Source organism: Gelidibacter salicanalis (assembly GCF_016469035.1).
GTDB classification, from domain to species: Bacteria; Bacteroidota; Bacteroidia; order Flavobacteriales; family Flavobacteriaceae; genus Gelidibacter; species Gelidibacter salicanalis_A.
On sequence record NZ_JAEHJZ010000044.1, the window covers coordinates 1 to 13,900 of the forward strand.

The 13,900-nt window shown below is 37.3% G+C and carries 18 protein-coding genes; 10 read left to right on the forward strand and 8 right to left on the reverse strand.

Features of this window, described 5'->3' with window-relative positions:
- On the reverse strand, nt 1-954 hold a 954-nt coding region (locus JEM65_RS16865; protein ID WP_199602154.1), incomplete at its 3' end, for an IS91 family transposase.
- Nucleotides 954-1,814 carry a tyrosine-type recombinase/integrase gene (locus tag JEM65_RS16870; RefSeq protein WP_307810565.1) on the reverse strand — a complete coding sequence of 287 codons (861 nt, stop codon included), beginning with the start codon at nt 1,812-1,814 and terminating at the stop codon, nt 954-956. The genes JEM65_RS16865 and JEM65_RS16870, both read right to left, overlap by 1 nt.
- A 189-nt stretch (nt 1,815-2,003) precedes the next feature.
- On the opposite strand from JEM65_RS16870, the gene JEM65_RS16875 reads away from it, so the two are divergent.
- Nucleotides 2,004-2,246: a hypothetical protein gene (locus JEM65_RS16875; protein ID WP_199602156.1), complete on the forward strand. Its 243-nt coding sequence runs from the start codon at nt 2,004-2,006 to the stop codon at nt 2,244-2,246.
- A gap of 149 nt (nt 2,247-2,395) precedes the next feature.
- Here the strand turns inward: JEM65_RS16875 and JEM65_RS16880 are convergent, their stop codons facing one another.
- The 3 genes from JEM65_RS16880 to JEM65_RS16890 all read right to left on the reverse strand — a co-directional run bounded on the left by JEM65_RS16880 (nt 2,396) and on the right by JEM65_RS16890 (nt 3,723).
- Nucleotides 2,396-3,037, reverse strand: a complete 642-nt coding sequence (locus JEM65_RS16880; RefSeq protein WP_199602158.1) for a hypothetical protein — start codon at nt 3,035-3,037, stop codon at nt 2,396-2,398.
- A gap of 4 nt (nt 3,038-3,041) precedes the next feature.
- The gene (locus JEM65_RS16885; protein WP_199602160.1) at nt 3,042-3,362 is read right to left on the reverse strand and encodes a hypothetical protein; all 321 of its coding nucleotides are present in this window, start codon (nt 3,360-3,362) and stop codon (nt 3,042-3,044) included.
- Nucleotides 3,363-3,435: 73 nt separating this feature from the next.
- On the reverse strand, nt 3,436-3,723 hold the full coding sequence (locus tag JEM65_RS16890; RefSeq protein WP_199602162.1) for a hypothetical protein: 288 nt from the start codon (nt 3,721-3,723) through the stop codon (nt 3,436-3,438).
- 42 nt (nt 3,724-3,765) lie between these two features.
- Here JEM65_RS16890 and JEM65_RS16895 point away from each other — a divergent pair, with 42 nt between their 5' ends.
- Complete coding sequence (locus tag JEM65_RS16895) at nt 3,766-4,008, forward strand: hypothetical protein (protein ID WP_199602164.1); 243 nt, start codon at nt 3,766-3,768, stop codon at nt 4,006-4,008.
- Here JEM65_RS16895 and JEM65_RS16900 read toward each other — a convergent pair.
- The 3 genes from JEM65_RS16900 to JEM65_RS16910 form a co-directional block, all read right to left on the reverse strand.
- Nucleotides 3,992-4,258 (reverse strand): hypothetical protein, encoded by a 267-nt coding sequence (locus JEM65_RS16900; RefSeq protein ID WP_199602166.1) that lies wholly within the window; start codon nt 4,256-4,258, stop codon nt 3,992-3,994. The genes JEM65_RS16895 and JEM65_RS16900 overlap by 17 nt on opposite strands.
- 366 nt (nt 4,259-4,624) lie before the next feature.
- A complete protein-coding gene (locus JEM65_RS16905) occupies nt 4,625-5,737 on the reverse strand; it encodes an IS91 family transposase (RefSeq protein ID WP_199602168.1) in 1,113 nt (370 codons plus the stop codon).
- Nucleotides 5,737-6,486 carry a tyrosine-type recombinase/integrase gene (locus JEM65_RS16910; protein WP_233530709.1) on the reverse strand — a complete coding sequence of 250 codons (750 nt, stop codon included), beginning with the start codon at nt 6,484-6,486 and terminating at the stop codon, nt 5,737-5,739. Before JEM65_RS16910 ends, JEM65_RS16905 begins: the two co-directional genes overlap by 1 nt.
- A gap of 415 nt (nt 6,487-6,901) precedes the next feature.
- On the opposite strand from JEM65_RS16910, the gene JEM65_RS16915 reads away from it, so the two are divergent.
- The 8 genes from JEM65_RS16915 (at nt 6,902) to JEM65_RS16950 (ending at nt 13,827) form a co-directional block, all read left to right on the forward strand.
- Nucleotides 6,902-7,414 carry a hypothetical protein gene (locus JEM65_RS16915; RefSeq protein ID WP_199602170.1) on the forward strand — a complete coding sequence of 171 codons (513 nt, stop codon included), beginning with the start codon at nt 6,902-6,904 and terminating at the stop codon, nt 7,412-7,414.
- Between the two features lie 419 nt (nt 7,415-7,833).
- On the forward strand, nt 7,834-8,175 hold the full coding sequence (locus JEM65_RS16920; RefSeq protein WP_199602172.1) for a type II toxin-antitoxin system RelE/ParE family toxin: 342 nt from the start codon (nt 7,834-7,836) through the stop codon (nt 8,173-8,175).
- Nucleotides 8,162-8,464 (forward strand): helix-turn-helix domain-containing protein, encoded by a 303-nt coding sequence (locus JEM65_RS16925; RefSeq protein WP_199602174.1) that lies wholly within the window; start codon nt 8,162-8,164, stop codon nt 8,462-8,464. Before JEM65_RS16920 ends, JEM65_RS16925 begins: the two co-directional genes overlap by 14 nt.
- Nucleotides 8,465-8,944: 480 nt before the next feature.
- Entirely contained in the window at nt 8,945-9,244 is a 300-nt protein-coding gene (locus tag JEM65_RS16930) for a type II toxin-antitoxin system RelE/ParE family toxin (protein WP_199602176.1), read from the forward strand.
- Nucleotides 9,245-9,248: 4 nt separating this feature from the next.
- Nucleotides 9,249-9,533 (forward strand): addiction module antidote protein, encoded by a 285-nt coding sequence (locus JEM65_RS16935; protein WP_199602178.1) that lies wholly within the window; start codon nt 9,249-9,251, stop codon nt 9,531-9,533.
- Nucleotides 9,534-10,370: 837 nt separating this feature from the next.
- Entirely contained in the window at nt 10,371-10,781 is a 411-nt protein-coding gene (locus JEM65_RS16940; RefSeq protein WP_199602180.1) for a Fur family transcriptional regulator, read from the forward strand.
- Nucleotides 10,782-10,847: 66 nt separating this feature from the next.
- Nucleotides 10,848-13,031, forward strand: a complete 2,184-nt coding sequence (locus tag JEM65_RS16945) for a TonB-dependent receptor (protein WP_199602182.1) — start codon at nt 10,848-10,850, stop codon at nt 13,029-13,031.
- Between the two features lies 1 nt (nt 13,032).
- Entirely contained in the window at nt 13,033-13,827 is a 795-nt protein-coding gene (locus JEM65_RS16950; protein WP_199602184.1) for a cation transporter, read from the forward strand.
- Nucleotides 13,828-13,900: the final 73 nt, after the last annotated feature.

The window sequence follows — 13,900 nt, forward strand, 5'->3', positions numbered from 1 at the left end:
TGGCAACTTCTCTTTTTTCCAACTGCTGCTCAAAATACCATAATGCCGTATTCGGGTAAATCCCTTGGGCAGGATATGGAGCTGAAAACGCCGTATAAACTCTTTTGTGTCCAGTGCCATCGTTGTTTTCTTCCCGCCTTTCCTGTACACCTTTAGACTGAATGTAACCGTCCCGTTCTCTTTATCGATTGTCAGGATGCGATGGTTGCTGATGGCTATCTTATGTGTGTACCTTCCCAAATATTCAATGACGTGCTCTGGTCTGCCAAAGGGAGGTTTGGAATAGACCACCCATTCATGCTTGAACAAATCATCATATAGACTTTGTGGCAAATGGGGAAGTGCCTTTCGTAATTTTGCCACAAAACAACCTCGGTATTTATCACTCATCGCCGCTACCGAAAACAGAAAATCGTCCTTTCCCTTTCCCTTTTTCCAGAACCCTGCTTTTGAGACGCCTCCCTTGGGAGCGATACAGTGCAGATGGGGATGCAGGCCCAGGTCTTGGCCCCAGGTGTGCAGTACGGCGATCATCCCTAGTTTGGCCCCCAGATGTTTGGGATTGTTCCCAAAGGCACATAGTGTTTCCCAGACGCTATCAAACAACACCCTGTAAAGCTCTTTGGGGTGTCGCAGTGCCACAGGGTTCAGTGTATCGGGAAGTGTAAAGACCACATGAAAATAAGGCACCGGAAGAAGTTCTCTCCTCCTGGCCGCAATCCACTGCTGCTGCTTATGTCCCTGGCAGGTGGGACAGTGCCGGTTACGGCAGGAATTGAACTGTAAGTGCAACTTCTTGCAGTTCATGCACCAGTCCAAACGTCCGCCAAGAGCCTTGGTGCGGCATTTTCTGATCGCATGTAGCGCCCGTTCATTCCAGCTCGTATGCGCTATTTTTTGCAGATGGTCCACTTCCAGGTTCAACACATCTGCGACTCTATGTTTGGGCTGCATCAGCTTTTGAACAAGGTGTCCAACGGACTGAACTTGACCGAACTCCCGGAGTTGCAGACCTGAAGGTACATAATGGTGGTCTCAATACGGGCATGCCCCAGCAGCTCTTTCAAGCTTATAATATTTAACCCGTCCTCGAGCAGATGGGTGGCATAGGAATGGCGAAGCGTATGGGCCGTAAACTTCTTTTGGGTGTTTACCTTTGAACGGCTTTCTTTAATGACCCACTGGATGGCTCTTGTGGTAAGGTCCCGTGCAGCACCGTCGTTTGTAACCTGACTGTTGAAAACATATTTTATGGGATGTTCGGTCTCAAAATACTTTTTCAGACCTCGAACAAGGTGAGCGCTAAGAGGAACATAGCGGTCTGTTTTTCCCTTTTTCTTTTTTATCAGCACAGTTCTGCGGTCAAAATCCAGGTCTGATCGCAACAGGTCACAAAGCTCATAACTGCGCAGGCCGCAACCGTAGAGCATGGCAAGAATCAAACGGTGCTTTAAGTATTTTGGAGCATTTAACAGCTCGCGGACTTCTTGTTTGTTCAAAACAACAGGAAGACTGTTTTGCCTTTTTATCTGTGGAAGCCCGATACGTTTTTTATCAAGTCCCAACACCTTATAAGTGGCCCGGAGTCCATAAATGGTGTGCTTAAAAAAGCTTTCTGATGGCGTCTTGTGAAGGTTTTGGCAATAAAAGAGATAGTCGTTGATCTGCTCTTCTGTAAGGTTTTCGGGGCTGCTTTTAAAATAGATCGCTAGATGGGCAAGGCAGCGCAGGTAGTTGTTTAAGGTGGTGGTTGCCTTACCGTTTATGGCAAAACTTTTTTCTAGGGCAACTGTTAGTGCTCTAAATTCGGGCACCTGTTCAAGGGCCGTTTCTAGAATGGTCTTCGCTTTTTTTTAAATACATTTTCTTAAGGTTTTTGTTGAGTCCTTAAGTTAATGTATTTTTATAACTAGCTAAAAAGCTTCCGAGGTACGAGGATTAGTTCAACAACGTATATAAGCCATTCACATAAACGTTGTGGTGCATTAAAACAAAACGCACAGATGGAAGACAACCATAAAACAAACAAAAAACTCCCAACTTGGATTCCAAAAGAAGACTTAGAATACAATTTCGAAAGGCAAGAACCAAACTACGAACATCATTTGTTCTGCGAATTTCTAAAAGAACAGGACACACCAAAAGCAAAGAAACTGCTTGAGGAAATGCAATTAATCGACAACAATGATGATTGGTTGTACCATCGACTTGACTTAAAGTTCAAGGCTCTTTTGAAAAGCTATTAGTTGACTATCAAGATTATCAAATTTATTTATTATTGCCGTTTTTTCCGAGGGAGTAACAATATTGATATTGCTTCTTAAACTTTTCAAAATTTCAGTCTGTAGTTTTAGAACTTTTATAAGTTCATTTGATTGTTTTGAATTCATAACTTTTATTTTACACCGATTTCATCTAAAAAACCATTAATGAAATTGGTCGTTTCCAAGAGTAAATTATTGAAAATTATATTTGAATGTTCCTCTACCATATCAGGGCAAGCCTTGTAAAGAATGTCGTCATAACCTAATGACGGCAAAGGATGAATAAAGCAATTGATATAAAATTGTTTAGGTATCATTTTAGAAGGGGAACCATGTAGAGGAGAAGTAAAAAATACGATTTCATCATAAGAATCTTGTATTACTGATTGTATAATATATTTTGAAATACCTACGTTTTCCGCCATTCGAATATAATTTTTGATTATGCTATTTCTTAAATCTTCTTCATGCCTCCAACCATGAGGGTTTTCGTAGAACATAGACCATGAGTCCTTTACGCCCTTTTTAATTTTATCAATGTTAGAATCGTAGATGTAGTCTTTTACAATTTTACTGGTTTCAGCATCAAACAAATTTCCTTTATAGAAACCTTCGGAATAATACATTAAATGTCCAACTAAAACACTGTTAATTATCATATCAAAATGCGGAGGTGGATTTAAAGGATGTATATAAGCTTTAATAATTTGGTCAAAGATTTCCCTAAAAGATTCACTCATTGCAATTACTAATTTGCTATTATTTGTTGGCATATGTTTAAAATTTTAACATTATTCCTTCAAGATTACTTTTGTAAATTGAAGCTCTGCTTCCATCGGGAGCAATTGAAATAAAATATTCGTTAAATGTATTGAGCTGACTTAAATCAGAATTGTTCACATCGGACTTCATTGTGCGGAACACAACAGTTCCGAAAATCTTTCTCCTTACCGATTCAATATAATAGATACCAGAATAATTATAATAAGGATAGATATTGACCACAAAAGAATCATCCAACCGTTCCATAGTTGCGGTCTCGATGGGTTTGAAACTGAAACCTTCCGTAAACTTAAATCTTGTATAATTGACTACCATATTGATTTATAAGCAAAGAACATTAAATATATAAAAAAAATAATTTATGGAATACCACACCAAGATAAAAAACTCAATCATCCAAAAGGGATTCTGAAAGAAGGTTTAAAAGCCTTTGAAAATTTCCATAAAGAAGTGTCAAAGCCTCATGATTAAAATCATTGTTAATATAGACATCAGCATTAATCTCGAACAATTTCAGTTCAACTTGTTTTATATAAGTTTTGGTGTCATCAAACGGAATATTATTATATAAAACCCTTATTTCGGCTTTACGCAATGGCATTCTATCAACGTACTTTTCTTGTAGAAAATTAAGGAACATTTCTGCAAACTTTTTAACTGCGTCCGATTTACTCATAAAACAAAATAACAATAATCAACACTACTAAAATAAGACAAAATGGAAACAGATAAACACCTAATATGGAAATATGCATACTTCGTCCAAAAACCATTAAAGACCAAAAAACAGATAAAGGAATATATGGAAGATTTGGGAATAGTATACTATGAAACAAAAGTGGAAATAACAATCGATGCGCTGAACGTAAACCTCAAAAAACTCAACAAAGAACACGAACTGTACGAAAAAATATTAGAGGCTAAAGAGAATGAAGTAACACACTTTAAGTTTTCTGTATAGCATAGTGCAAAAATATTTTCTTACAGTCTTTATACTGTTCTAACTCGTGTTCCTCAGTATCATCATATTTCTTCCCACAGAGCTTTTTGAAAATATCTAATAAAGTTATATAATTAAAAATCGGTGCAGAAGTCAAAATAGAATTTGGATGAAATTCCTCACAACTAATGCCAACCAACTTATTACCATTGTTCTCCAAGGAAAGTCTTTTGACCTCTTTACAGAATTCCAAATGTTCTATTGATAACATAATAAAATTTTTACCTAATTTAACAAAATTAAACAGAACGACAACAAAGAAGGAAATAACGCACCACAACAACTAAGGATTCGGCTCGCCGATAGGCCAGCGCTGAATCCTGTGTTGACGAATCCGGTTGGTTTGCCGTCTTATGGGTAAAACGTTAAGTTGAGTGGAGGATACTATGAAGTTGCGCTAGTATTTGTGTTGACAAAATGTATAGATCTAAATTATTGTCTACATTCTTTGCAGTTTTCTACTGGTTTTAGTTGACAATTGCTGGTTTTTATCGTTTAATTTTTACGTCAAGGCATAGCAGAGACAGTCCGCTTATGCAGAATAATTTTCAGGTACCCATATTCAATTTTCTATCTTTCAGTAAACGCGCCAATTCTCGGGAGGTCCACGATCATTGAACAAGAGTATCGTATGCAGTCTCCCTTTTTTACAGACAGGACATCGGCGGTGCAAAAGTGGCTCTTTTGTTCTGACAGGTTCCACCTTTACCGTAGCCAGTTCTGCCTGTAGTTTTGGCAACTTCTCTTTTTTCCAACTGCTGCTCAAAATACCATAATGCCGTATTCGGGTAAATCCCTTGGGCAGGGCAAAGCGCCTTACAGACTCTTGGCTCGACAGGGTCAAAGGGACTTTCTTGCCTGCACGACGGTAATCTTTGGCGGCAAAGGTCACACTTCTGTTTTCGCGATCAACATTAGTGATCCGATGGTTGCCAATGGCTATTTTGTGGGTATATCTGCCCAAATACTCAATCACATATTTTGGACTTCTAAAAGGTTGTTTGGCATAGACCACCCATTTTTTACCGAACACTTCATTGTAAACTTTTTGAGGGATTCTTAACTCACTTTTTCTAAGCTCTGCGATATATTTTGCCCTAAACACTTGGCTCATGGATTTTACGTTGAACAGGTAGTTGCCTTTGTTCTTTGCCTTTTTCCATTGTCCCGATCTGCTCAGACCACCTCCCGGAACGATGCAGTGCAAGTGCGGGTGCAGACTCATGTTCTGGCCCCAGGTATGCAGCACCGCAATCATGCCCATTCTCCCACCAAGGTGCTTGGGATTGTCACCAAATTGCTGCAAGGTCTGCCAGGCAGCCCTGAACAGGCTGCCGTACACTATTTTGCCGTGGCTCAAAGCGTAGCTGTTAAACTCGCTCGGAAGGGTAAACACCACATGGAAATAGGGAACGTTCAAGAGTTCGTCCTCCCGTGCCCTGATCCATTCCTCGCGTTTGTGTCCCTGACAGGTCGGGCAATGTCTGTTCCTGTCCCGATAGCTATCGGGATTGTAACTGATGTGAAGTCCGTGGCAACAATCGCATTTATCAATATGTCCGCCCATAGCTTTGGTGCGGCACCTTCTTATGGCCTGCAGGGCTCGGTAGTGCCATGAGGTCAGGCCCAAGTTTTTGAGCTGTAGCTGCTCCATTTCTAAAATATCAGCCACCGTATGTTTGGGGCGCATTAATCGTAGAGCTTATCCAACGGCGAAAATTTCGAACCACTGGGCAGATTGGCCACATGCAGATAGGTCAGGGTCATCTCGATATGCGCATGGCCCAAAAGTTCTTTTAGGCTGACAATGTCAACACCATATTCCAACAGATGCGTGGCAAAGGTGTGCCGCAGGGTGTGGGCGGTTATCTTTTTGGAACTGCCTATTTTACTGCGGTTTTCCTTGATGACCCATCGGATCCCATTGGTGGTCAACCCCCGAGCTACTCCATCTTTGGTGACCTGACTGTTGAAAAGATAGCCTTGAGGATTTTCCGTTCTGATATATTTCTTTAGCCCTCTGACCAGATATTTACTTAAAGGGACATAGCGGTCGATCTTCCCTTTTTTCTTGGGAACAAAGACCGTTCTGCGATCAAAGTCAATGTCTGCCAATTTCAGGTTGCACAGTTCGTAGCTGCGAAGGCCACAGCCGTAAAGCATTCCAATAATCAAACGGTGCTTAAGATACTTGGGCGCTTTTAAAAGACGCTTGACCTCTTCTTGACTCAGAACAATCGGCAATTTCAAATCCCGTTTGATCTGGGGCAAAGCTACCCGCTTGGCCTCCATGCCCATTACTATGTAGGCGGCCCTGAGCCCAAAAATGGTGTGTTTAAAGAAACTTTCAGATGGGGTTTTGTGGAGTTTTTGACAATAATAAAGGTAAGACTGAATGTTTTCCACCGAAAGCGTTTCTGGGCTTTCTTTAAAGTGCAAAGCAAGATGTGCCAGACATCGGAGGTAATTGTTCAGGGTGCTTTTGGCCTTGCCGTTAATGGAAAAGCTCTGCTCCAGTCTGTTCTGGAGTGTGCTGAAACCCGCTACTTCCTCTAAATTGCGTTCAGCAATGGTTTTACTTTTTTTTAAACATGATATTAGATTTAATATTTAGCTACAAATTAATAAATCTATTACATTTACACTAACGTCGACCGATCTGCGCTTTTCAGGAGGGCTTCCGACCGGTAGGGAGGATTTGTTCAACATCGTATAACAGCAAATAGCGGGTATTCTGGTGAAAAGTGTTATTTTAGAGACCAATTAACAAATAACAAAACCGACAAGTTCGCGTCCTTACTCCACGCCACTTGCGTTATACAAGACCGTTAGCAAAAATTTGAAACCAACCGATATGAACAAAATAATTCTAACATCAATAAGCATAATTTTTGGTTTCAATTCAATTTTCGGACAAACGAACGAAGAAAAATATGCGAAAGATGTGAAATCAATAGATGCAATAATAAATGCATATTACGATGTTGTTTCAGGTTCTAGTAGTGAGCCTTGGGAATTTGAAAGAGATAAATATATTCATTCAGAAAATGCAGTTATAACAAGACTGGACGAAAATGGAAAAGCGGAATCACATACTCTTGAAGCGGAATATATACCAATCGGATTATCACCAAAAGTCGACTTTTATGAAAAAGAACTTAAAAGAAAAGTTAGTAAATATGGAAATATTGCACAAGTTTGGAGTGCATTTGAAATACGAACTGACCCAAAAACTGAATCAAATATTCGAGGACTAAATAGCGTCCAACTTCATTATGAAAATCGAAGATGGTTTATAGACAGTTGGACTTGCGAAATGGAATCTGAAAAGAATAATATAGTAACTGAATTTTTGAATAAGGAATAAAAAACTTTTGCTAATAACTAAGGATTCGGCTCGCCGATAGGCCAGAGCTGAATTTTGTGTTGACGAATCCTGTTGGTTTGCCGTCTATGGGTAAAACGTTGGGTTGAGGGAAGGATACTTGGAGGTTGTACTGTGATTGATGTGGTCAAGTGTGTACATACGTGGTGGTTACTTATAGGAAAGTATCTTTCTAATTTTGCTGGCTCATAAAATAAAAAGAGCTTTGGTTAAATTGTATCCTATCCTTAAAAGTAATATGTTTGATAGGAACATATAATACGTATAGGCGCAACTTATTACGTCTATACATGTGTTGCCATTAATTCCTGAAAAATCAGTCTTCGCATTAAAAATTGTTCATAAATTTGGATCATGTTACCTTTTTAGGTAACTTTACCCATAACTTAACGACTAACAAATTGAGCGAATTTAAAAGGGAGATAGGATTTTACGAAAACCACTTTAAGGATTTCTATTTAAAACAGTCGCTCCTTGTACGTAAGAAAATAGATTGGACGCTTTTAGTTTTGAGAAGTACTCGAATTGTTCCAGAAAAATTCTTAAAAAATCTCACGAATACAGATGGACTTTGGGAAGTGCGGATTTCAGCAGGAAACGGAATATTCCGAATTTTCTGTTTTTTCGATAAAGGGAATTTAATAATTCTGTTGAGCGGATTTCAAAAGAAAACTCAAAAAACCCCAAAAAAAGAAATTAAAAAAGCAGAACGATTAAAAAAGGAATATTATGATAACAGATAAAAGAATCACATCGTTTGATGACCATTTGGACGAACAGTACGGAAAAGTCGGAACTGAATCTCGTCAGGAATTCCAAGAAGAATTTGAGACATTTAAAATTGGTGTTCTAATTCAAGAAGCAAGAAAGAAACAGCATTTAACGCAACAACAGCTTGCCGAAAAAGTTGGAACTACTAAAAACTATATTTCTCGAATTGAGAATAATGCGAGTGATATTCGACTTTCAACTTTGATGAGAATAATCCGAGAAGGTTTGGGCGGAAGTTTAAAATTATCACTAGACGTTTAAAATAAAAAAAAGTACTAATGGCAACAAAAAAGAAGCATTCGGCCCGCCGATTACTCCCTTCGCTCATGAGTAAGTTGGCCAGAGCNNGTTTGCCGTCTATGGGTAAAATGTTGGGTTAAGGGAAGGATATTTGGAGGTTGTGCTGTTTTTGGGCGGCCAAGTAGTATAGAACCCTCTTGTTCTATAACTTGTTAAGTGCTTTGCCTGTGGTTTGAATTTAGGATACCTGGTTTTTATTGTTTAATTTTAAAGTTGGGGCTTATTTGGCCCCCAATTAGTTGGGAGTGCTATTTTAGATTACAAATTTATACATTTGAGATGTGAGCTATAAGAAAGGGATGCTTTTCAGGAATCAGGTATATTTGAGAAGGACAAACAGAAATGGCATGGGGTATATATGTCACTCTACTGAAAATTCCATTCAAACTAATATTATTCAGAAATTTTACTTAGATTTGTATCCAAGTAGATACAATGCATATGTTCTTTATTGAGAAAACAACTGACTTTGACAAATGGCTGAAAAAGTTAAAAGACTTTAAGGCGAAGGCAAAAATCTTATTTCGAATTCAAAAATTAGAAACTGACGAACATTTTGGTGACAGCAAGCCAGTCGGCGAGGGTATTAGAGAACTGCGAATCAATTTCGCGAAAGGTTATCGTGTTTATTTCAAAGAAAAAGACGGAAAGATTATTGTATTACTAATTGGTTGGGACAAATCGACACAACAGAGAGACATTTCAAAAGCGAAAGAAATCTGGAAAAAATTAAACAAATAGAAAAATGGAAACTTCAAAATTCGAAATTGCGGATTATTTAGAGAACAAAGAAATGATTGCCGAATATCTCAATACTGTTTTGGAAGAAGGAAGCAATGCTGATGTAATAAATGCGATTGGACATATCGCTAAAGCTATCGGAATGACAAAGATTGCGGAAGAAACTGGAATGAGTAGACCAAGTTTGTACAAAGCACTATCTGATGGGGCTAAACCTCAATTTGAGACAATAATGAAAGTGTTGAAAGCAATCGGTGGACAAATTCAAGTGAATCCAACTTCCGTCTAAAAAAGAATAATGCACCACAATAACTAAGAATTCGGCTCGCCGATTACTCCCTTCGGTCATGAGTAAGTTGGCCAGAGCTGAATTTTGTGTTGACGCATCCGGTTGGTTTGCCGTTTGTGGGTAAAACGTTCACTTTAGGGAGGGATAGTTGGAGATTGTGCTGTGATTGATTTGGTCAAATCACAACTTAAATCCGAAAAAAATCATACTCATGAAAACGGTGAGAAACGGTTACAAATTATTACGAACGATTACGAACGATTATCCCTTGAACAAAAAAAGATACTATTATTTCTAATAGAAAATGAAAAGATAACTCGTAGAGAAGCTACAAACTTGATTGATGTTGGGAGTACAAAAGCTTATGAAATTTTGAATACAATGGTGAAAATAGAACTAATTACTATGTTTAAAAAGGGAAGAAGCAGTTATTACCTATTAAAAAACAGCTAATGGACCGCACTGGCTCAGCGTTTCAGGTGTGCTTGAAAGTTTTAAAGATAGAAAACACTCAGTTCATTGCGGGTCGCCTTATTCTTCAGGACTTGGAAGATGTGAACTAATCGATTTGAATATAACTTTATAATCATATAGCCAACAGATCATTTGTGGAAATAAAGATTTACTATCTTAGCGACATAACGCGGATATAGACAATTACCTATATCCAATTATTGTGCATAATGCGGAAATCGTGCTAAAATTGAACATTTGAACTAAAAAAGCCATCGCACAAACAGCACATTTATTTTTTCCAACCGCCTAAAAAAGCCAACACTTAAAAAAATAAAAGAGCTGTTTTTCGCGCACGCTCGAAAAAAACGATACATTAGGAAAATGCAAAGCGAAGAAGAAATCTTAAAAATAAAAAAAGTAAAAAATACCGCAGTCCGCACTGTGGTTTTACGTCATCTTTTAAGTCAAGAAAAAGCCCAATCTCTAAAGGACATTGAAAACGCATTAGCCTATACGGACAGAAGTTCGATTTTCCGAACTTTAAAAACTTTTGAGGAAAACAAAGTGATACACAGCATCGAAGATGGTTCTGGAATGACAAAATATGCGGTTTGTGCCAAAGGTTGCAACTGCGACCCAAAAGACTTGCATTATCACTTTTATTGTACAAATTGCAACAAAACATTTTGTCTTTTTGACCTTCCTGTTCCAAATATAAAATTACCTGAAAACTTCAAACTGCAACAGGCAAATATGGTCGTAAAAGGGTTATGCGACAATTGCAACAAATAATCGTTGCAATCGAGTTGCACTAAAAGGAATTTACATTTGCACTATTCTTAAAAACAGAATAAGCAGATGGCAAAAACATTTTTAACTTCACTTTTTTTCGCATTATCTTTTATTTCTTTCGCACAGAACAGCGATATTTCTATTTCGATTACTGATTCAGAAACCAACGAACCATTACTTGGAGCAACCGTTTATTTTGAGGAAATTGAAAAAGGAGCAGTTACCGATTTTGACGGAATTGCAACCTTTACAGAAATTCCGAATGGAAATCATATCATCAAAATTTCATACGTAGGTTTTAAAACCATAGAAACAGCTATTGAAGTTGGCACTAAAAAAACGTTCACTTTCAAACTTGAATCTGGTGGAAATGAACTGGACGAAGTAGTCATACAATCTTCACGAAGTACGAGAACCATCAAGAAAATTCCAACGAGAATAGAATTTATTGGAGCAGAGGAACTAGGCGAAAAAGCGGTTATGAACCCAACCAATATTTCAATGGTACTTCGAGAAAGTACAGGAATACAAATGCAACAAACCTCATTAAGTAGTGGAAATACAAATATTAGAATTCAAGGGCTTGATGGTCGGTATACACAACTTTTGAGAGACGGTTTTCCGCTTTTTGGCGGTTTTTCAAGCGGTTTAAGTATTTTACAAATTCCACCTTTAGACTTGCAACAATTTGAAATAATCAAAGGAAGTGCTTCAACACTTTATGGTGGTGGAGCAATTGCAGGTTTAATAAATATGGTGTCAAAAACACCAGACGAGGAACCAGCTTTGGACATTATGTTAACACAAACACAAGCTTTGGGAAGTACTGCAAACGTATTTTACAGCAAACAAAATGAAAAATTTGGTATTTCACTTTACGGTTCAGGACATTATCAAAAAGCTTATGACCCAGAAGATGATGGTTTTAGTAATTTACCAAAAACCAAATCTATTTCATTTAACCCAAAATTCTTTTATTATCCATCTGATAAAACTACGTTTTGGTTTGGTCTAAACGGAACGTATGATGACAGAATTGGAGGAGATATTACAAAAATTGAAAGTGGCGAAAATGGAATTCATCAATACACAGAGGAAAACGTGTCGAAAAGATTAAGTAGTCAAGCAGTTTACAAAACTCAAATGGATTCTATAAGTTCTTTCAACATTAAAAATAGTGTATCATTTTTCGATAGAAATTTAACGGTTCCTGATTTTAGTTTTGGTGGTAAACAAACCAATACATTTACCGAAATTAATTATCAAAGAGAAACTTCAAAAGCAGATTGGATTTTTGGAGCAAATTTATACACTTCAAACTTTGATGAAAATGATGATGCAACATTACAACGTGACCAAAAAGACATTACTTATGGAATGTTTGCCAACAACATTTATGACCTATCCGATAATTGGATTTTAGAAACAGGATTGCGAGCAGATTACAATACTGATTTTGGCTTTTTTCCACTTCCAAAAATCTCATTACTTTATAAAAATGATAGTGGATTTTCGAGCAGAATTGGTGGTGGTTTAGGATACAAAATTCCAGATATTTTTACCGAAGAGGCTGAATTTATCCATTTTGAAAATGTGCTTGGCATTGATAAGTCTTCCTTAAAAGCAGAACGTTCTTATGGTGTAAATATTGATTTTAATTATCAAACACGTTTATTTGAAACCATTGGTTTTTCCATTAATCAACTTTTTTATGTTACAGCTATTTATAACGGATTGTTATTGAATAGTACAAATAACGGTTTATTTGCATTTGAAAATGCAACTGATGAAATAATAAGTAAAGGAGCAGAAACCAACATAAAATTTACTTACAAAGATTTTAGATGGTTCTTAAATTATGCACTTATTGACACCAAACTAAACTATTTAGCTGGAAACCCACAAAAACCTTTAACTGCGAAACACAACACAGGAAGTGTATTAATGTACGAATCAGAAAAATGGCGAATAGGCTATGAAACGTTTTATACTGGAAAGCAGTTTTTGTCGAACGGAACAGAAACAACAGATTTCGTTACAATGGGTTTTGTGGCAATGCGTAATTTTAAATGGGGAACAACATTTGTAAATTTTGAAAACTTCACAGACAGAAGACAAAGCAGATTTTCGCCATTGGTTTTGCCACCTCACGAAAACCCAGTTTTTCCAGAAATATATGCGCCAACAGACGGTTTTATTTTTAGCGTTGGTGTAATCATTAAACCTTTTGGAAACGAAGACGAAGATTAAAATGGAAAAAACACTTTTTGAAATAAGCAAAATGGATTGTCCATCAGAGGAAAATCTAATCCGAATGAAATTGGACGGAATTTCAAGTATCGCAAATTTGGACTTTGATATTCCGAACCGAAAATTGACCGTTTTTCATAACGGAGAAATGGACAAAATCGAGAAGTCAGTTATCGAACTGAATTTGGGCGGAAAGAAAATCTCTACTGAACAAACCAACCAAACGGAATTTGAAGAAAACAAAAACCAAAAAAAGCTACTTTGGTCTGTTCTTGTCATAAATTTTGCTTTTTTCATCATTGAAATGACAACTGGAATCATATCAAAATCTATGGGACTTGTTGCCGATAGCTTGGATATGCTTGCGGACAGTTTCGTTTATGGAATTAGCTTGTTTGCGGTTGGCGGAACGTTGATTAAGAAAAAGCGGATTGCAAAACTTGCTGGATATTTTCAAATAACACTTGCGATTATTGGATTTGTGGAAGTTTTAAGGAGATTTTTCGGAGACGAGAAACTTCCGAATTTTTCAACAATGATTATCGTTTCGATTTTTGCACTTATTGCGAACGGAATTTGCCTTTATATTTTACAAAAGTCAAAAAGTAAAGAAGAAGCTCATATGAAAGCAAGTATGATTTTCACCTCGAATGACGTGATTATTAATTTAGGAGTAATAATCGCAGGGATTTTGGTAAATTGGTTGAGTTCCAATAAACCTGATTTGATTATCGGAACAATCGTTTTTATTTTGGTAATTCAAGGTGCATTTAGAATATTGAAATTAAGTAAATAAAATAAGTACTAACCACAATAACCAAGAATTCGGCTCGCCGATTACTCCCTTCGGTCATGAGTAAGTTGGCCAG